Source organism: Bartonella sp. AP36NXGY, assembly GCF_042195865.1.
GTDB lineage: Bacteria > Pseudomonadota > Alphaproteobacteria > Rhizobiales > Rhizobiaceae > Bartonella.
Window position 1 is genome coordinate 1 of the sequence record NZ_JBHIPD010000025.1, and the last position, 19,631, is coordinate 19,631.

Here is a 19,631-nt window from a genome sequence, read left to right on the forward strand (position 1 = left end):
AAAAAACGGGCGCAAATGTATGCTGATTTACAACGTGATTTTATGCAGAAAGGGCCTTATGCTTTTATCTATCAGACGTATCACACGATAGCGATGACACCTGATGTTAAAAAATGGGTTTGGAATAGTGCACCACGTATTTTTTATAGTGCAATTGAAAAATAAGAAGGTATCAAGTTTATAAAATATAAAAAACAGGGTCATGATATATTTGATGTATTGCAAAGCTCTTTAATACTTTGCAATACATTGAATTCTATCGGGAATGGATTACTATGTTGTGTAGAGAATTTTATTTCAGGAATTCTTATAGAAGATGTGTTTGTTTGGATGTTAGGATTGAATATTTTAACTTCTATTGATACAATTTTCGGATGAAATAATGACTCTAGACATCCCCGTACAACGGCTTCAAGTTTTTTTACAACCCTGATAATCGATTTGAAATTAAAAATATAAGCTGTTCTAGCCGGTGTTATGGGTATTTTGATGAAGCTATAAATCAAAAGTTTAAAGATGTGTTGTTTCAAAAAGATTCACAGAAACGGGCGTAAAGAATTGAAAAATGGTAAGTTTGTTTAGTGAAAAAACAGGTGTAACAAATGTGGCAGAATTCACTGTTTCCGAAATAGCAGGGGCTCTAAAGCGTGTTGTTGAAGAAAAGTTTGGTTATGTACGGGTGCGTGGGGAGATATCAGGGTACCGTGGTACTCATGCTTCGGGACATGCTTATTTTGCTTTAAAAGATGATAAGGCACGGTTGGAAGCTGTTATTTGGCGTGGAGTTATGGAAAAGCTCAAATTCCCTCCTGAAGAAGGGATGGAAGTAGTTGCTGTTGGTAAACTTACGACGTATCCAGGGTCATCGAAATATCAAATTGTCATTGAGGCTCTTGAACCAACGGGGGTTGGTGCTTTGATGACACTTCTTGAAAATCGTAAGAAAAAGTTTTTAGAAGAAGGCTTGTTTGATGAAGAAAAGAAAAAACCTTTGCCTTATATGCCTCGAATTTTAGGCGTTGTAACATCACCAACAGGTGCTGTTATTCGTGATATTATTCATCGTATATCCGATCGTTTTCCGTTGCATATTTTGGTTTGGCCTGTACGTGTTCAGGGGGAAACAAGTGGGAGGGAAGTGGCTGTTGCTGTTGAAGGTTTTAATGCTCTTGGTCTAGGTGGACTTATTCCAAAACCTGATCTTATTATTGTTGCACGGGGAGGAGGAAGTTTAGAAGATTTGTGGGGGTTTAATGACGAAGCTGTTGTTCGTGCTGTTTATGAATCTTCTCTTCCTGTTATTTCTGCTGTTGGGCATGAAACGGACTGGACCTTGATTGATTATGTGGCTGATTGGCGCGCTCCAACTCCTACCGCCGCAGCAGAACGGGCTGTTCCTGTTAAGCTTGATCTCGAGGTGCTGGTGGCATCGCTTGATGCACGTTTGCGCAAGGGACTCGCGCGTTATTTGGATTTTTATCGACAAAAATTGCGTGCTACTCTACGAGCTCTTCCGACTGCCGATCAACTTTTTGCTTTACCACGGCGTGGTTTGGATGAAACTTCAAGTCGATTGCAGCGTGCTCTTTGTGTAAGCTACGATAAAAGACGTTTTTCTTTTCATGCACTTGGTGTGCGTTTTTCACCGCGTTTGTTAAATAGTGAAAAAGCACAACGCAATACAAAGGAATATACGGCACGTCTTCAGCGTGCTTTTGTGCGTAGTGTGGAAAAACAACGTGCTGGGTTAGAGGTAGTATCTAGGCTTTTAAGAAGCACTTCATATCAGAATATTTTGGAGCGCGGTTTTGTTTTGGCTTTGGGGAAAGATCATAAGCCCATTAAACGATTGGTTCAGTTTCCTGAAACAGGGCAAATAAATTTACGCTTTTTTGATGGAGATATCAGTGTTGCAACACAAGAACCTGTTTTTTCTAAACGGTCAAAACACAAGCAGATAAAGTCGCCAAGCGATGATCAAGGAACTCTCTTTTAATACGGTTAATGCCATGCTTGCGGAAGGTCTTCTTAAGGGAGTGGATGAAAAAGTTCGTTGCGCATGGGCTGGAACGGATCCACTTTATTGTGCTTATCATGATACCGAATGGGGAAAGCCTATTTTTGAGGATATTCGTTTGTTTGAGAAAATTTGTCTTGAAGGTTTCCAAGCGGGGCTTTCTTGGTTTACAATTTTAAAAAAACGCTCTTTTTTTCGCGTTGCATTTGATCACTTTGACTTTGAAAAGATTGTTCATTACGATGAGCTAAAGGTGAAAATGTTAATGCAAAATAAAGACATTGTTCGCCATCAAGGAAAAATTCAATCAGTGCTTAATAATGCACTTAGAGCACAAGAAATTATAACAGAGTGGGGAAGTTTGTCCCGCTATTTTTGGTCTTTTCAGCCACCACAATCAGAGCGTTATGAAAAGATAGACTTTCAAACACTGTTGGCTAACCCTATGACACCTGCTTCTCTTCGTCTTTCTCAAGACTTGAAGAGACGTGGCTGGACATTCGTTGGTCCCACAATTTGTTATGCTTTTATGCAGTCCGTAGGGATTGTTAATGATCATCTTGAAGGATGTTTTTGTCGATAAATTGGCAAACTGTCTTTTGTAAGAGTAATGATCAATAGGATAATAATTGAATTATTTAATAAATGTATAGATTATACAATTCCACTGTATAAGATAATTGAAATATACAAACTATACAATATTAATGATTTTCTACTGTTGTTGGCACTAAAAACGATAAAGGTATAATTTTGAGGATGAAAAAACAGATGCCAAAAGAAGTGATACCTTAACTGTTATGTATCTGAAGTGAGATAATGGTAATGTCTTGTATGTTTTAAAGAAACATTTAGTACACCAAAACCCATTTCGCGGTGGCGCCCGTGAATGGTATGACAGTAAATCCATTGTGCACTCCATCTTTACGCTTATGAAGGAGCAAATCGGCACCATCACACACTTTACTAGCTCTCAATGTTGTGCAACAGTCTTTGGCATTTGTAATGGTTGAGAAGAGTTTTTTTTATTTCTGTTAATGACATGACGGTTATAATTAATGAATATTTTATTCATGATTATTGACGAATGCAAAGTGGTTTTTAGATGGGGTGCTGTTGTTGCATTGTTTTACTTTGCTTGTATGACTGTCGGTTTATTTATATGTAGGTCGATTGCTCAATGCTTACCTAGGTAATAAAAATAAAATACAGCGATGAAAAATTGAAGTTAAATGACTCAAGCTGCTTGTGTTAGGTTTTATTATCTGATAACTTTCCTTCACTAGAGAGGAATTTTACTGCGTGTGAGCTCCAGTTTTGGGAGGATACTTAAGCTCAGACAGACTGGTATTCACTGCATTGCTTCGTTGAATCTCTGTATGTTTCCGCTGGAAACGAGAGTTCTATTGCGGTATGTTGTTTTCTGTTCTATTTTTATGGTGGTAAAGCAATGATGCACACTAAAGTTTAGAAGGGTTTATATTCGTTATGTCTTTTGGGGGGGAAGCGTCTAATGAATTTTGTTTTTATCAATGGGGGATGCATTTTAGTGTATATTCTTTTATTGTAAGCTTTATTTCTCAAAAGATAAAGCGTGGAAGGAATGATTCTTCTCATTTTTCCTTTATCTTTGTTAACGCGTTTGGTTTTGTTGGTAAAAACGTAAAACTTTTGACACTTATTTTTCAAAAGATTAAGCAGCTTTTTGTGGGGGATAGCGTTTTAGAAAAGATATTTTCTTATGTCTTTCTGCTGTTCCAGTGTCGTTTTTGTCATGTAGTAAAGATGCGCCGTATCTTGAAACAGTGTTTGAGGGGGATGACTATTTTAAAAGTTTGCATATTTTATTTTAAATGTCGCCTAAAGGAATAGAATAATGAATTCATAAATTTTTGCGTAATGATTTTTTTAAAGCTCACTATTTTTGGGGCGACAAGGCTTATTGATGATTAATAGAGAACTGATATAGTGCATTATCATATGCAAAGAGGTTATGAAAAGAATGTAATACTGGTTAGCAAAACATATATTGCATGTTCGTTATGGTTTATTGAGACGTAAGTCAATGAATTTATCAAGTAGATGACTCTGTGTAGGTGATTAAAAATATAGGCGATTAGAACGTATTTATTCAATGTTATAATTATAAATTTGCTATATTATTTCAGCGTCATTAATTGATAAAAATAAATAAAGGGAAAAGTTTATGAACTTGAAGAAAACAATATTGAAAAGTAGCAGCTCTCTTGTTGCTGCTCTTATGGCTTTGGGCGTAGTTGTACAACAGGTTTCAGCAAAAACACCCGCTGATACCCTTGTGATGGCTTGGAATCTTGATGCAATCAGTACGTTTGATCCCGCACAACTTAATGATGTTTATGGAAGTGAAATTATTTACAATATTTGTGATAACTTGGTGAGTACTGCGACAGATGATCCTGCTAAAATGGTTCCCGTTTTAGCAACACATTGGGATGTTTCAGGTGATGATCACAGTACGGTGATTACTTTTCATTTACGTGATGGTTTGAAGTTTAATGATGGCAGATCAGCCAATGCCAATGATCTTGTTTGGGGTATGAAGCGGATTGTCAAATTGAAGATGGGTAATGCGGCAATTTTTAATGAATATGGAATTACAGAACAAAATGTTGATGATGCTTTGCAAGCTCCCGATGAGAAAACGGTTGTGATGAAATTTGATAAGCCTTATCCAGCAGAGCTCATTCTTAATAATATTGTTGCGAGTCGTGCAACAGCTTTGCTTGATCGTAAGACGATTATGAAACACGAAAAAGATGGCGATTTTGGAAATCAGTATTTGAAAGGTCATGCTGCTTGTGTTGGTCCTTATCAGTTAAAAAGTTGGCGCCCTGGAGAAGCTCTTTTGTTGCGTGCAAGCTCTCACTATTGGGGACAAGCGCCTAAACTGAAGCAGATTTTAATTCGCCATGTTGCAGAGCCCGGAACACAACGTTTGTTGTTGCAAAAACATGATATTGATGTTGCTCGTGATTTGACCCCTGAAGATCTTGCAGATCTGCAAAAAACAACAGATGTTAAAATCGAAGAAGTGTTAGAACCATCTATGATGTACTGGGGATTTAACATGACAAATCCTATTTTTGCTAAGGAAAAAGTACGTTTGGCGATGCGTTATCTCATAGATTATGAAGGTCTTGGCAAGAAGCTTCTCAAAGGGATTGGTATCCCACGGGCCAGTTTTATTCCTCTTGGCAACTTTGGGGCTTTGGATGAAAAAGAGGGGCAACCCTTTAAACTTGATATTGCAAAAGCCAAGCAGCTTTTAGCAGAAGCTGGTTATCCGAATGGATTTGAGGCAAATTTTCTCGTGTCAAACACTCCTTATACTTTGTTACTTGCTCAGTCACTCCAGGATAGTGCTGCACAGGCGGGCGTACGTCTTAAAATTGAACGTGTAGCAGGTACACAGTTATTTTCAAAAGTGGATGCTCGAGCTTTTGATACGGCTTTTATCGGATGGAATAATGATTCTGCGGATCCTCATACCATGGCTTCACGTCTTATTTTCAATCCAGATAATCGTTTTGAGGCTAGAAATACAGCCTATCCTAGTTGGAAGCATGGGTATTTTGATGCTAAGATGAATCAAAAAGTTGAAGAAGCGTTGTTTCAAAAAAATCCGCAAAAACGAGCGCAACTCTATGCTGATTTACAACGTGAATTAATGCAAAAAGGACCTTATGCGTTTATCTTTCAACAATATAGCGTTGTCGCGATGACGCCTGATGTCAAAAAATGGGTTTGGAATAGTGCACCGCGTATTTTTTATAGTAAAATTGAAAAATAAGTGTGTCTTTTTAGTGTTATCAAAGCTAAAAAGAGCTTAATCATAATTGCATGATGAAAATATTCTCCCATATAAAGCTCTTCAGTTTTTTTAGGATGAAACTGTGAGGGATGTTTGTGTAGTAGCAGTATATAATTAAGATCGTTTATAGGGAGCGATGAATATAGAAAGTTATATTGGGGAGGATCTTTGTTTATGGTTATAGATTCTCTGCATCCCGAATATAGACTGATGTATAAGAAAATTATTTTGTAGATGCTTAGTTTGATTAAATGAAATTGATGTCTAATGCTATGCTATTTAAGCAAAATCACAATCACTTTGTGTGAAAAGGTAGAAGAATACAAAAGGAAGAGATAAAATGGGAAAACAAAGAATATTGAAAAAAATTTCTATTTTATTAAGCTCAATCATTTTTTTTAATGGGGCTGTAACAACGGCATTCAGTGCCTCATCTAAAGATATATTGGTAATGGCATGGAATATTGATTCAATTAGTAGTTTTGATCCAGCGCAAACTGTTGAGGTTGTGACGAGTGAGTTATTAACGAATATTTGCAGCGCGTTAGTGCAATATGATGAGCATGATCCTACAAAAATTCGCCCTGCTATGGCAAAATCTTGGGACGTTTTAGACAATGGCAAAAGAATAGTCTTTCATCTTCGTGATGATTTAAAGTTTAATGATGGAAGGATGGCTACAGCGCAAGATTTGGTATGGTCGATGCGACGGATTATTAAATTAGGATTAAGCTATGCTCAATCTTTAATGGATTATGGGTTTACCAAAAACAATATTGAAACAAATATTCAGGCTCTTGATGATAAGACTTTACAATTAAAATTAGATAAACCCTATCCTATTCAGCTCATATTGACTGTTATTGGACAATCTTATGCTTCTGCTTTGCTTGATCGGAAAACAATTGAAGCACAGAGTATTAACGGTGATATGGGGAATAAATATTTAGCAACACATACAGCTTGTGTTGGACCTTATAAATTGGTGAGCTGGTCTCCAGGAGATAAAGTTGTGTTAGAGGCGACACAACATTATTGGGGCGATGTGCCTAAAATTAAGCAGATTGTTGTGCAGCATGTAGCGGATTCATCAAGTCAAAGACTTCTTTTGGAAAAAGGTGATGTGGATATAGTGCGTGATCTTTCTTCAGAGGATATTTTAGATCTTGAAAAAAAAGGAGGCCCAGTCAAAATTAGTCGTGTTTTGCGTCCGCAGATTATTTACTTATCGTTAAATAATAAGAATGCAATTTTTGCGAATGAAAAGGTCAGATTGGCACTTCGTTATTTGGTTGATTATGAAGGTCTTGGAAAAACTGTTTTGAAAGGGATTGCTATTCCTCGGGCAACTTATATGTCTTTAGGTGTTCCAGGTGCTTTAGATGAAAAAGAAGGTTTGCCTTTTCAGTTGGATTTGAAAAAAGCAAAACAACTGATTACTGAAGCTGGTTATCCTAATGGGTTTAAAGCTAATCTTTTAGTTGGAAGCCTTAGTTATATGTCGTCTGTTGCACAGTCTATTCAAGCCAATGCACGCAAAATTGGTGTTGAGCTTACAATTGAAAAAATGGCACAAAATCAATTGTTGAGCCGTGTACGTGGTGGAAATTATGATACTGCTATTATGGGGTGGGGGAGTGCCGATCCTGATGGACATCCTGCTTCATTAAATCACGTGTTTAACCCTGATCCAACATTTACAAAAAAGCACAATATGTATTTAGCTTGGCGCGCTGGGTATTATGATGAAAATATTAATAACATGGTGATGGATGCTTTGTTTGAGAAAGACCCCAATAAGCGTATCATGCAATATCGTACTTTACAGCATTATGTGCTAGAGCATGGTCCTATGGTTTATTTATTTCAGACATATTATACCGTTGGTATGGGGCCTGATGTCAAAAAATGGATTTGGAACAGTTATAGACTTTATTACAATGAAGCAGAAAAATAAAAAGAAGCATGTTATAGAAAAGGATTGTAGAACATGCTTAATAAGAGATTGTTTTGTTATATAAAAAAGTATTTGCTTTATGTTTTGTCGCTACAGAGGGGATTTTTATAATGGTTTTGCCACTTTCAGAGACTGAAAGAGCTGTATCAGAAAAGCAGAAAAAATTATTTTTATGGGATTTTTTATGCAAAGGATTGAAACTTCTTATTTCAGTTTTTATCACATTGCTTGGGTTGGTGACGATCACTTTTTTTCTTGGTCATCTTCTTCCTCTAGATCCGGTTCTGTCTATTCTTGGTGATAATATCAGTCAGGAAGCTTATGATGCAATGTATTATAAGCTGGGTCTTGATAAGCCGTTGATTGTCCAATATTGGAAGTATCTTCATAATGTATTTTTGTTTGACTTTGGAGATGCTTTAACTTCTGGGCGACCTGTTCTAGCCGATATTATGCGTGTGTTTCCTGCAACATTAGAGCTTGCAACCGTTGCTATTGTTATTGGCACAAGTCTTGGAATTCCATTTGGTGTTTTTGCAGCAATGTATCGCGATTCATTTATTGATTATGTTGTCCGTGTTTTTACACTTGTAAGTTATTCTACTCCAACATTTTGGCTCGGATTAATGGCGTTGTTAATATTTTACGCCAAGCTTGGCTGGGTTGGTGGCCCAGGACGACTTGATTTTCTTTATGAATATTCTTTTGAACCAAAAACAGGATTTTTCCTTTGGGATACTGCAAGCCAAGGACAATGGCAGGCTTTTGGTAATGTTTTTAGTCACGTTATTATGCCTGCTTTGATCTTGGCTTTCGGTGCTATGGCTTATATTAGCCGTATGACTCGTGGGTTTATGATTGAGCAGCTTAATCAGGAATATATCATTACTGCACGTGTAAAGGGATTATCGTGGGCGCGAACCGTTTGGGGGCATGCCTTTCGAAATGCTGCTGTTCAAATTATTACCGTTGTTGCACTTTCTTATGCTTTTTTATTAGAAGGGGCTGTTTTAACGGAGACAGTTTTTGCTTGGCCTGGTTTTGGACATTACTTGACAAACGCTCTTTTAGCCGGAGATATGAATGCAGTTGTAGGATGTACTTTACTTGTAGGATTTATCTTTGTCGCCATTAATTTATTTTCTGATTTGCTTTATCGCATTTTTGATCCAAGGACACGTTGAATATGACAGTAAGTAATCATCATAAATCGCAATCATCATCTTCTTTGGGTAGTTGGTTAAACGATCCTGTTCCAAACTCCATAATTCAAGCGAACATACAAAGAATTTATCACGCACTGGCTAAGTTTTTTCATAACTTTTCGGCTGTATTCGGTCTGCTTATTATTTGTATTATTATCATATGTGCATTTTTTGCTCCTTGGATTGCTACGCATGATTTTCTTAGCAATGATCTGGGGCATCGGTTGCAGCCACCCTCTATGGCGCATTATTTTGGAACAGATGAATTGGGACGTGATATTTTTAGTCGCCTTGTTTTTGGTTCCCGTATTACTCTTTATGTTGTTTTTCTTACAACAGTTATTGTAGGTCCAATAGGGCTTATTGTTGGAACTGTATCTGGTTATATGGGCGGATGGGTTGATACTGTGCTCATGCGCATTGTCGATATTTTTCTTGCTTTTCCAGGTTTGATTTTAGCTCTTGCATTTTCAGCCGCATTGGGACCAGGGATTGAAAATGCTTCTATTGCAATTTCAATTGCAGCATGGCCACCAATTGCACGTTTAGCACGTGCTGAGACTTTGACAATACGTTCTTCTGATTATGTTTCTGTAGTTCGCCTGCAAGGGGCCTCTGCTTGGCGAATTATTTTGTTTCATGTTGCGCCCATGTGTATTCCTTCAGTGATTGTACGATTAACTTTGGATATGTCTGGAATTATTTTAACGGCTGCTGGTCTTGGTTTTTTAGGGTTGGGAGCTCAACTTCCAAGTCCTGAATGGGGTGCGATGCTTTCTTCAGGGCGGGAATTTATGATGACAAATTGGTGGTTGGCGGCAATACCAGGCTGTGCAATATTATTTGCAAGTCTTGCTTTCAACCTTTTAGGTGATGGTCTTCGTGATGTATTGGATCCACGCAATGGGTAATAAATTATTAGAAGTAGAAGATTTACGTATTTCTTTTCCTACAACGCGCGGCATTTCAGAAGTTGTGCGTGGCGTTAGTTTTTCTGTTGGAAAAGAAAAAATTGGAATTGTTGGTGAATCCGGATCTGGAAAATCGATGACTGGGCGCGCAATACTAAGATTGAGTCCAAAAGCAGCCATTGTTAAAGCTAAAAAAATGCGCTTTGAGGATGTTGATTTATTGGCCGCAAGTGAACCTCAGATGCGAAAAATCCGTGGGAAACGTATTTCAATGATTTTACAGGATCCCAAATATTCACTTAATCCATTAATACGGATCGGGGAACAGATTATGGAGGCTTACCGTATTCATTACCGTGTTTCAAAAGCTGAAGCGAGGGAGCGCACCATATCTATGTTAGAATCTGTTCATATTCGTGATCCTGAACATGTGATGCGTCTCTTTCCTCATGAAATATCTGGGGGGATGGGGCAGCGCGTGATGATTGCAATGATGCTCATTCCAAAACCTGATTTAATTATTGCTGATGAGCCAACATCTGCACTTGATATTACGGTCAGACGACAAGTTTTATCTGTATTAGATGAACTTGTGACAAAATCTGGAACGGGACTTATTTTCATTAGTCATGATTTAAATATGATTGCTGATTTTTGTGATCGTATTTTGGTGATGTATGCGGGCCGTGTCTTAGAAGAGTTGCCTGCTTCTGATTTGTCTCACGCTTGTCATCCTTATACAAAGGCGTTGCTCGCGAGTTTGCCACGGCTTGATAATCCAGTTGATATTTTGGCTGTTCCTGAGCGTGATCCTGATTGGTTGTATAATCCTACGATTGTTAATGGCGTTGAGGAGGTTCCTCATGACAAATTGTGAGAATATTATTGATGTTTCTAATTTATCTGTAACTTTTGGGCACAGGCATAAGGCAGTAACAGTTGTTAAAAATGTTAATTTTCATATTAAGCGTGGTGAAGCTTATGGTTTGATTGGTGAATCCGGATGTGGAAAGTCAACTATTTTGAATACATTGGTGGGGCTTATTCCAGATTATAGTGGAAAATTCCTTTTTGCTGGACAAGAAGTTGAAAAGAAAAGAAGTAAGGATTTTTTACGCTGTATTCAAATGGTTTTTCAAGATCCTTATGCTTCGCTGCATCCAAGAAAAATGGTCCATACGGTTCTTTCTGAATCGCTCAAAATCCATGGAATGGATAATCAAAGAGAGCGAGTGGAGGATGCTTTAGATTCCGTTGGTTTAGATTCTTCATTTCTTTATCGTTATCCTCATGAGTTGTCTGGAGGGCAGCGTCAGCGTATTGCTCTTGCACGTGCTTTAATTATTGAGCCAGAGGTGTTGTTGCTTGATGAGCCAACATCTGCATTGGATGTGTCGGTACAGGCTGAAATTTTAAACTTGTTGAAATCACTGCGCGTGAGAAAAAAGCTTACTTATTTAATGGTATCCCATGATCTTGCTGTTGTTGCACATATTTGTGAACGTGTTGGAATTATGCATAAAGGGATTATTCTTGAAGAGCTTAGCAATGATGAATTGCGTAATCTACATGCGCAACACGATTATACAAAGGAGTTTTTTGAAGCAAGTATAGAGCCTATTGTCCATAGAGAGCAAAGAGCATGATCAATTTTACAGAAGAGAAAATGCAATTTTATTTGTTTTGAAGTTTCTGGAGATGTTTGGCGGCATTGTTAAGAGGGAAGGGGATAATAGGATTTTTTCAGTATGAATTTTCTGGGCAGTGTTTGAGCTGTAATATTTTAAATCCTATTAGAACTTCCATTTTGAAATATATGAGTGACTTATAACATACATCCCTTTGTTTGATATTATTGCATTATTTTTTACTTATCATTTTATGTTCAAAAGTTTTATTTTGGAATTTTAAGCATTAAATTCGTGAGAAATAACAAACGATAGTAATGTTGTATTTTCTAGAAAAGCTTCTCATTATTTTACAATATCATTTTGTTTTTGGTTGTTCTCTTTTTTACAGTTTTATTCTTTATAAAAAGAATTTTTTGTAAAAAACATCCAATGGTCAATGACTGTCTTCAAATATTTCGCTGTTCTCTATTTAAAAAAGCGCTTAAAAACAGCTTATAATAAACCAAAAAGGCAGCAATATGCTGCCTTTTTGTTAAATTGAATAGGCTATTTTTACAGTCTTGATTTAAAACTGATAGAGTATTCCTCCTGAAAAGCTTGCACCACTTATACCAGTTTTTGAAGCTTTTGTTGATAGCTGACATCACCATGAAGGGAGAGGTTAGCGGACAATTGTGGGCCACCTTCAACGAAACTTCCCGAGGGGTCACATTTATAATACTTATCAATATGGAATGTCTGATCATCACCAAAGGTTTTGATTAAGTTTACTTTTCCATAGAAAGACATAGGACGGCTGTTTTCAGTGGCAATGGTTTTTGTCAAACGTCCACCAACACGGGATTATCCATTGAGAAGGATTTTGCATCTTAATGGTCAGATTATCAGCATCTTTAATGGTATCAAACATCAAATGTTGATAGGCAAGCTGTGCCTGCGGTTCGAATGTTACGCCTTGGATACCCGTTGCAAATTGTTTGCTAACAGTTGTGGAGATCGCCAACATTTTTGCATTTTTCAATTTTGTGGTTGTACTAATGAGGGCATTGGTGATCTTTCTCTTTAGGAATCCATAGGATAAACAGCGTATCAAGATAGAAACCACTGTCACGCTGTTTACTGCCATAGGCGGTGAGTGAAATGACCATTTATTCAATATGCTCTTACTTGCTGTCTTGCATATTCTTTGGAGTGCAAAGAGAGTTGTCCATAGGTTTCTATAAGACCAAAATGTGTTGTAGATATTTTTCCCTTCTAGCGCGACAAAGTTAACACCTCCTTGTAGAGAAGCATAACGAAGATGAGCACTGCTATAACCATATCTACTAGAAGTACTACTTATCAAAAAATAAGCTTCCTGTTTTTCCATAGGTATATAAGAAAAAGCCATTCCGTTTGTCTTATTCTTTCCTTAAGACAAATGTCGCATATTGGTTAACAGTTGCATTTTGCTTAGCCATATTGGTCAATCCAGCGTACAAGAGAGCATTGGGGCTTGATCAAATAGTTTGTATTTATGGCACGATGGTTTTTACTTTTGAGTCGCTATCAAGCAGTACTGGTTGTAAGCGAAAATCCCAGAAATTTTTATTTTCTCCTAAAAGGTTTTGTTCAGCATTTGTTTTACTGTGGTTTGATTTTGGTCCATAAGCTTTCAGTATATATTTATAAGGTGAACCACTTATTGTGATATAGTCCTGTGCAAGTTTGAAAGAGTTTTGATTTACTTTCCCAAAAACTTGAATGAGTGAAAGACCACGTGCACTGGTAAGAGCAGAAGCGTCTGCTTTAATATTGTTCTTTTCTAAATGTCCAGTGATATAAACCAGTGTAGTACCTGAAACATCACCGTGAATCAGAAGATGGTCAGCTTTTTGTTTGTTTATGGCAGCACTATCACTCCATTCGACGTTGAAATGAATTTCTGCTTTTCCTGTAGCATTGTAGACTTTTTTAGTATTTGGTCTGCCAGATCCTATGTGCAACGTGTGATAATGATTTTCAGTTGGCTCTTCAAAAACAATAGAGCTGTTATTGATGTTAAGGACAGAAATATCAGAACGTGCTCTTTGAGCAATATCAAGCAGTTTTTTGTTCTGGCTTTTTTTATTTGTGCTTGTTTTCAATGTCCATTTCGTATTGTTTTGCAAATCAAAGACTGTTTTGAATTTTTTTTCAGTGCTCACTTTGCCGTCTAAGATGGAGCGATCGGCGTTTAGTGTAAAAGTGAAATCATTTTTTTTCGTTGAAGCTTCGGTTACTAATAAAACATTGGCACGGATTTCTGAATTTTTGAGATTGGCTTTACCAATTGATTCATTTGCATTAATTCCAGTACCGTTTTTAATATGAAGTTTTGTATTGGTTAAATTGATTTCTGATGTTCTATTGTTCTTAGACTTTTCAAATGCGATACCTCTATCTTCTGCTGTGGCAGAAACATTTGTTACATCAATATGTCCATTATTATTTACAACAAATGCACTATTTTCGGCAATTATTGTCCCTCCACTCATTTTGATTGTGCTGCCATTTTCTGAATAAAGTCCGATCTCAGCATTTTTAATCGTTGTATGGCCATATAATTCAACTAAACTGCCAACATCTTGGCTTTCCGCACCGAATCCGTTATTATCTGCTGTTATTAGAGTAACATTCGTGGCTTTAATATGTCCGCCGTTTCCGGCAAATAATGCAGTAGTTTTACCTTGTACTGTTCCTCCCGTTATGGTGATGGTGGATTTTGAATCTTTTGCATAGAGCCCACTGTCATCAGATGATGTAATTTGAGCATTGTCAGTTAAAGTAATAGTACTGCCGTTTATAGCAGATACTGCTGCACCTTTTGCGTTAAATGATCCTCCAGAAACTGTTATTTGAGAACCATTATCTGAAATTATGCTATTGATTGCTTGCGGAACGGTTACATTTTCTAAAGTAATGGCACTTCTTCTTGCAATTATTGCATTGATTAGTAGTGCATTATCCTTACGATTTAATATCGTTACATCTTTCAGTTTGTTATTGCTCTTGTTTTTTAACAAGTGAACGCCTGCTTCGGAAGCAGTAATGGTTCCTCCGATCATTTTGATTGTGCTATCGTTTTGCGCATCAATTCCGATTTTAACGTCACTGATCGTTGTATTGCCAAGCAATTCAATCACACTGTTAGAGCCAGAGGCAGCTGCACCAGCAGCTACACCACTGCCATTATTAGTTGCTTTTAAAGCAACATTTGTAACCGTAATATGGCCACCTATGTCTGCTTCTAAGGCTGTATATTTTCCTGTCACGTTTCCTGTTGTCATTGTAATTGTGGATTTTGAGTCTCGTGCATAGAGGCCTGCTTCATCATGTGACGTAATTTGAGCATTGTCCGTTAAGGTGATACTGCTACCGTTTTGAGCACATATTGTTGCATAGCTTGAATCAAATGATCCTCCAGAGATTGTTATGTTAGAACGATTATTTGCAATTACGCTGTTGCCTGTTTGAGTCACTTTTACATTTTTTAAAGTGAGACCACTTTCTTTCTCTAGAAGAATTCCTTTGCCTGAATTTTTATCTTTACCGGTTGATATTATTACATTTTCTAGTTTACTTTCGGCGCTCTTACTGTTCACGAAGCCAACACCAGTTTTAGAAGTTGTAATAGTCCCCCCAATCATTTTAATTACGCCACCGTTACTTGCCACAAGCCCAACACCAGCATTCTTAATCGTTGTATTGCCATATAATTCAATCATACTATTAGCGCTATTGACTCCTGCGCCTATTATAGGAACATCAGTGACCTTGCCCCCATGTTCATTTGTTGTTAGAGCAACATCCGTGACCTTAATATGTCCACCGTTTTCTGCGACCAACGCTAATTCTCCGGTTACTGTTCCTCCCGTCATTGTGATGGTAGAATGTAAACCATTTGTGTAGAGTCCTTTGCTATTCGATGATGTTGATGTAACTTGAACGTTACCTTTTTTATTGCTGGTTAAAGTAATGTTGCTGCCGTTTCCAGCGTATACCCCTACGTTTTTGCCCTCAAATAATCCTCCAGAAACCGTTACTTTAGAATGATTATTTGCAACTATGCCACTTTTTGCCTGCGTAACTGTTACATTTTCTAAAGTGACGTTGCTTTCCTTGTCGGCACCTATTCCTGTGATTTTAGGCTCTTTATGGTTACTGCCCGATATTTTCACATTTTCTAGCTTGTTTCCATTGCTCTTACTATTATAGAAACCAGCGCCGGTTGCAGAAGCTGTAATGGTCCCTCCGATCATTTTAATCATTCCACTGTTTTGTGCATGAAGACCGATTACAGCATTCTTAATTGTTGTATTCCCATGCAATTCAATCACGCTGTTCGGACCGCCGGCGACAACTGTTCCGATTTTATCATTCGTCGCAGTTAACGCAACATCCGTGACCTTGATATGTCCACCGTTTTCTGCAACCAACGCCATTTTTTCTGTGATTACGCTTCCTCCCGTCATTTCGATTGTGGTTTCTGAATCTGTTGCATGGAGTCCAGTGCCATGAGATGATGTAGTTTGAACATTGTTAGTTAGAGTTACGCGACTGCCATTGTAAGCAGATATTGCTGCCTTTGTGGCATCAAATGATCCTCCCAATATCGTGATTTCAGATTTATTATTTGCTGTAACGCTATTCGTTGCCTTAGTCACTTTTACATTTTCTAAAGTGACTTCACTGTCTTTGTCTGCAAATATTGCAAAAGTTAGTGGAGCTTTGCCTTTGCCACTTGATATTATTATATCTTTTAGCTTGTTTTCAGCATTCTTACTGTTCAAGAATTTAGTGCCAGTGTTGGAAACTGTGATAGTTCCCCCAGTCATTTTCAGTGTAGCACCATCCTTTGCTTCAAGACCGAAGAAAATGCTAGAACCAGTTCCTTTAATGGTTGTACCATCCAGTAATTCAATCGCAGTGTTAGAACCTTCAGCTGTTATAGCGTGCGCATTTGTGCCTATGTTGGTGTTTGTTTTTTTGTTTCCGATTATCGTCAAATGCTTGCCGATAATTTGACCACCTTTTTTTGCGTGAATAATTTCGTAGGTTTCGTTGGAAACTTCTTTTTTATTTTCTGAAATTTCAAGATTTTTAGCTTGTGCATTAAGATTGATACCAGAAAGTACAACTGCCACAATTGCTGTGCAGGATAGAAGAAATTTTTTAGGCATCAGTCTACTCCTTTTAAAGCCCCCAACATTCATTTTCCCGCTAACTTCATAAGCAGAAGTGGAAATAGATATTGCTTTTATTTTAATAACACAGCACTTTGATATTTTGTTTTGCTTTTTTTGTCAAATTTAAAGTTGTATTTATGTTTAATTATGTAATATTAAATTTATTTCATAATGTATTTTTATATAATTATATTTTAAAAATAAGTTTTTTATTAATGGTACATATTATTTTATATCAATATTCATTTATTTTAATATTTATTGATGTATAATTAAAGAAATACAGTTATATAAAATAAAGTAAAAAATATAATATAAATAAGAATAGTAGTGTTTTTAATATTTTATATTTAGTGGAAAAAGGTGAAATTAGAGTGGATATGTGATAATTGATTGTTCTTACCTACATTATGTATCGAATGAGTTTTTGACAGCAAAAATGAGAGAAGGCTTTAATAGAGCGTTGAGGGTTCTTTGAGTGCTCAGTGTCTTCTTTGAACGAATGAAATATAAAAATATACAGAATCCGCTGATAAGCCACAATTTCCGAAAGGCTACATACTATACAAAACTCCGTTGGATGTAGTTTGACATTAGGTTTTGTACTAAGTGGGAAGAGGTGAGATTAGTTAGAAATACGTGATAATTTATTGTTTTTATGGTTATTTTTTACCATTAAATGCGCGTTTTGTAAAATGGCATGGGGCAAGGACCATCCCGTTTTAACAAGCGCCATTATCAAAACCATTGCCGCCCTGATGGCTTTTAACATTGCTCTACGTGTGTTGCGCTTTACCATGACTGGCGCACACGTCTTGGTTTATTTTGGTGCTGATACCACCACCATCACCAAATGGAAAAACATCATTGCTGCTGCTTTTGATCTCTCTTCCCATTGGCAAAAGTTTAAACAAGGACTTTCCTCTGTTGTCGAGAGGTTTGGCAATTTGTGGGAGGGCGTTAAACAAAGCTTTTCCAACTTTTGGCAATGGTTGAAGAGTTTTTTTACACAGGAAAAGCTCTCGGAGAGTGCCAAGGCTGGTATGGAACAAGCGGGCGAAGATCTGGCTAATTCGATTGTCGATGGCTTTATGTCGTCTATCTCACAATTGATGGATTTTTGTAAATCTTTGCCTAGCCGCATTAAGGGGTGGATTGGTTCCATTGATGTAAGAGAGTTTTTGCCAAGTTTTTTGGGGGGTAAAACAGCCATCCAACCCATCGTGCAATTTGCGGGGGCTTCTCCTGTAAATTCATCTGCGAGAGAGCAAAGAGACAAAGACCGTTCCCCCATCACACACAATCAAAATGTCACAGTGCATGTTAATGGTGCCCGTGATCCTGTTGTCACTGGTCGTGCGGTCGCTCACGCCATTCAACGGGCACGCGCTAACGCTCTGCATGGCGGGACAGAATGAGGGGAGGGAGCTTATGAGAGATCCTTTGCTGATGTTAGGACCGCATCAATTTTATGTGGACTGGCTAAATTTCCAATCCTTTGAAGAAGAGTTTTCTGCCTCATGGGTTTGTATGGAGCGTTTTGGCAAGGCACCCAGTTTGCAATTTACTGGCTATGGCAATGATGCAAAGACCATTCATGGAGTTTGGTTTCCAGAAGAATTTGGTGACCGTGTAGCCATTGATGCCATCACTACAACTATCCGAAGAGCAAAGCCGGTCCAGATGCTTCATTGGATCAATGATACCACCTATAGTGTCCTTCTCCATGGACCCGTAGTAATCACCACGATCAATAAAGACCATGACTATATCAGTCGCTCTGGTCAATCCCAGCGCATCCGCTATTCCATTACGCTCTTGCCCTTTTTTAATGGCGGAAAACCACAAGGACAATACCAAGAGGGACAAATCCAAGTGGGACAAACTCTATGAAGATACCAGAAAAGCATGTTATTGTAGAGCTAGAGGATATGAGCCTCGATCTCCTTTGCTTTCACCATGTCATGGCAGTGTTCAGAGACCGGAGGCAAGCTGGTTTACTCAAAGGCTATTTAGAAGCCACACTGGAAGCCAATCCAGAGATTGCCAAATATGGTGTGTTTTTACCGCGGGGCTTAAAGGTCATTCTGCCTGAATTTGTGTTGTCTAATCCTCAAAGCATGGTGAAGCGGTTATGGGATTAATGCGTACACACCCTTTTATTGCGGTCAAGGTGGGAGACAAACCTGTTCATGAGGTTTTTTACCAGCGTCTTTTAACCGCAACGATTACGGACCATGCCGGTAATGAAGCCGATACATTTGAAGCAGAGTTTGACGATAGTGGCAATGATTTAGAGGTTCCCTCAAGCAACAGTGCGCTACAGGTGATCTTTGGCTATGAGAACAGCATCAGTGCCTTTATGGGGTGTTTTGTTGTGGAGTCAGTGGTCAGTTGTGGTGGCAGTGATGGAGAAATCTTGCGCCTTTGTGGCAAAAGTGCCTCGATGCGTAAAGAGCTAAAAGAACAGGTGAGTGAACATTTTGACCACAAAACTGTTGGTGAGATTGTTGAGACACTTGCCAAACGCCATGGCTATCAAGCAAAGGTCAGTCCCCAGTTCACTCAACAAACTTTGCCTTATGTGATTCGTACAGATCAATCGGCTGTTGATTTTTTAACCCGCCTTGCCGATCGCATGCGGGCGCGTTTTTTAATCAAAGACAATAAGTTTTTGTTTTTAAGCGGAGATAACTTACCAGCACTCGAACTTCATAAGCACGACTGTTCCAACTGGGAATTTACATTAGAGCCACGTACGCAATATGGCACCATTGAAGCTTCTTATTTTGATCGCTCAAAAGGGCAGCAATGCCAAGTCAAACATCAGACAGGGTTTAGCGGTCCCGT

At 37.9% G+C, this 19,631-nt stretch carries 13 protein-coding genes and 2 pseudogenes; 13 read left to right on the plus strand and 2 right to left on the minus strand.

The window, feature by feature from the left end:
• The 9 genes and pseudogenes from ACFINX_RS08250 to ACFINX_RS08290 form a co-directional block, all read left to right on the plus strand.
• Window positions 1–165, plus strand: a pseudogene (locus tag ACFINX_RS08250) (ABC transporter substrate-binding protein); the annotation flags it as partial.
• A gap of 400 nt (window positions 166–565) precedes the next feature.
• Window positions 566–1,996, plus strand: a complete 1,431-nt coding sequence (gene xseA / locus ACFINX_RS08255; protein WP_375668627.1) for an exodeoxyribonuclease VII large subunit — start codon at window positions 566–568, stop codon at window positions 1,994–1,996.
• Window positions 1,974–2,600 (plus strand): DNA-3-methyladenine glycosylase I, encoded by a 627-nt coding sequence (locus tag ACFINX_RS08260; protein ID WP_375638551.1) that lies wholly within the window; start codon window positions 1,974–1,976, stop codon window positions 2,598–2,600. Before xseA ends, ACFINX_RS08260 begins: the two co-directional genes overlap by 23 nt.
• Window positions 2,601–4,223: 1,623 nt before the next feature.
• Window positions 4,224–5,849, plus strand: a complete 1,626-nt coding sequence (locus ACFINX_RS08265) for an ABC transporter substrate-binding protein (protein WP_375668628.1) — start codon at window positions 4,224–4,226, stop codon at window positions 5,847–5,849.
• Window positions 5,850–6,210: 361 nt separating this feature from the next.
• Window positions 6,211–7,827, plus strand: coding sequence for an ABC transporter substrate-binding protein (locus tag ACFINX_RS08270; protein ID WP_375612275.1), 1,617 nt, complete (start codon window positions 6,211–6,213; stop codon window positions 7,825–7,827).
• Between the two features lie 110 nt (window positions 7,828–7,937).
• Entirely contained in the window at window positions 7,938–9,011 is a 1,074-nt protein-coding gene (locus ACFINX_RS08275) for an ABC transporter permease (RefSeq protein WP_375612276.1), read from the plus strand.
• 2 nt (window positions 9,012–9,013) lie between these two features.
• On the plus strand, window positions 9,014–9,943 hold the full coding sequence (locus tag ACFINX_RS08280; protein ID WP_273790732.1) for an ABC transporter permease: 930 nt from the start codon (window positions 9,014–9,016) through the stop codon (window positions 9,941–9,943).
• On the plus strand, window positions 9,936–10,820 hold the full coding sequence (locus tag ACFINX_RS08285) for an ABC transporter ATP-binding protein (RefSeq protein WP_273790733.1): 885 nt from the start codon (window positions 9,936–9,938) through the stop codon (window positions 10,818–10,820). The genes ACFINX_RS08280 and ACFINX_RS08285 overlap by 8 nt, the downstream gene beginning before the upstream one ends.
• Window positions 10,807–11,589, plus strand: a complete 783-nt coding sequence (locus tag ACFINX_RS08290; RefSeq protein WP_273790734.1) for an ABC transporter ATP-binding protein — start codon at window positions 10,807–10,809, stop codon at window positions 11,587–11,589. The genes ACFINX_RS08285 and ACFINX_RS08290 overlap by 14 nt, the downstream gene beginning before the upstream one ends.
• Window positions 11,590–12,139: 550 nt before the next feature.
• Here ACFINX_RS08290 and ACFINX_RS08295 read toward each other — a convergent pair.
• Window positions 12,140–12,442: pseudogene (locus ACFINX_RS08295) on the minus strand (autotransporter outer membrane beta-barrel domain-containing protein); the annotation flags it as partial.
• 646 nt (window positions 12,443–13,088) lie between these two features.
• Window positions 13,089–16,775, minus strand: a complete 3,687-nt coding sequence (locus ACFINX_RS08305; RefSeq protein WP_375668629.1) for a right-handed parallel beta-helix repeat-containing protein — start codon at window positions 16,773–16,775, stop codon at window positions 13,089–13,091.
• Window positions 16,776–17,476: 701 nt separating this feature from the next.
• On the opposite strand from ACFINX_RS08305, the gene ACFINX_RS08310 reads away from it, so the two are divergent.
• From ACFINX_RS08310 to ACFINX_RS08325, 4 genes are all read left to right on the plus strand, one after another.
• A complete protein-coding gene (locus tag ACFINX_RS08310) occupies window positions 17,477–18,199 on the plus strand; it encodes a hypothetical protein (RefSeq protein ID WP_375668630.1) in 723 nt (240 codons plus the stop codon).
• A 13-nt stretch (window positions 18,200–18,212) separates the two neighbouring features.
• Window positions 18,213–18,674 (plus strand): phage tail protein, encoded by a 462-nt coding sequence (locus tag ACFINX_RS08315; RefSeq protein ID WP_375668631.1) that lies wholly within the window; start codon window positions 18,213–18,215, stop codon window positions 18,672–18,674.
• A complete protein-coding gene (locus ACFINX_RS08320; RefSeq protein ID WP_375668632.1) occupies window positions 18,671–18,925 on the plus strand; it encodes a tail protein X in 255 nt (84 codons plus the stop codon). Before ACFINX_RS08315 ends, ACFINX_RS08320 begins: the two co-directional genes overlap by 4 nt.
• Window positions 18,925–19,631, plus strand: a 707-nt coding sequence (locus ACFINX_RS08325) for a phage late control D family protein (RefSeq protein WP_375668633.1), incomplete at its 3' end; no start/stop codon positions are given. The genes ACFINX_RS08320 and ACFINX_RS08325, both read left to right, overlap by 1 nt.

What these genes read in the sequence shown, in the direction of transcription:
- ACFINX_RS08275 (WP_375612276.1), top strand. Translation starts at nt 7,938, where the DNA reads ATGGTTTTGCCACTTTCAGAGACTGAAAGAGCTGTATCAGAAAAGCAG.
- ACFINX_RS08315 (WP_375668631.1), top strand. Translation starts at nt 18,213, where the DNA reads ATGAGAGATCCTTTGCTGATGTTAGGACCGCATCAATTTTATGTGGAC.
- ACFINX_RS08270 (WP_375612275.1), top strand. Translation starts at nt 6,211, where the DNA reads ATGGGAAAACAAAGAATATTGAAAAAAATTTCTATTTTATTAAGCTCA.
- ACFINX_RS08290 (WP_273790734.1), top strand. Translation starts at nt 10,807, where the DNA reads ATGACAAATTGTGAGAATATTATTGATGTTTCTAATTTATCTGTAACT.
- ACFINX_RS08310 (WP_375668630.1), top strand. Translation starts at nt 17,477, where the DNA reads ATGGCATGGGGCAAGGACCATCCCGTTTTAACAAGCGCCATTATCAAA.
- ACFINX_RS08305 (WP_375668629.1), bottom strand. Translation starts at nt 16,775, where the DNA reads ATGCCTAAAAAATTTCTTCTATCCTGCACAGCAATTGTGGCAGTTGTA.
- ACFINX_RS08285 (WP_273790733.1), top strand. Translation starts at nt 9,936, where the DNA reads ATGGGTAATAAATTATTAGAAGTAGAAGATTTACGTATTTCTTTTCCT.
- ACFINX_RS08260 (WP_375638551.1), top strand. Translation starts at nt 1,974, where the DNA reads ATGATCAAGGAACTCTCTTTTAATACGGTTAATGCCATGCTTGCGGAA.
- xseA (WP_375668627.1), top strand. Translation starts at nt 566, where the DNA reads ATGGTAAGTTTGTTTAGTGAAAAAACAGGTGTAACAAATGTGGCAGAA.
- ACFINX_RS08265 (WP_375668628.1), top strand. Translation starts at nt 4,224, where the DNA reads ATGAACTTGAAGAAAACAATATTGAAAAGTAGCAGCTCTCTTGTTGCT.
- ACFINX_RS08280 (WP_273790732.1), top strand. Translation starts at nt 9,014, where the DNA reads ATGACAGTAAGTAATCATCATAAATCGCAATCATCATCTTCTTTGGGT.
- ACFINX_RS08320 (WP_375668632.1), top strand. Translation starts at nt 18,671, where the DNA reads ATGAAGATACCAGAAAAGCATGTTATTGTAGAGCTAGAGGATATGAGC.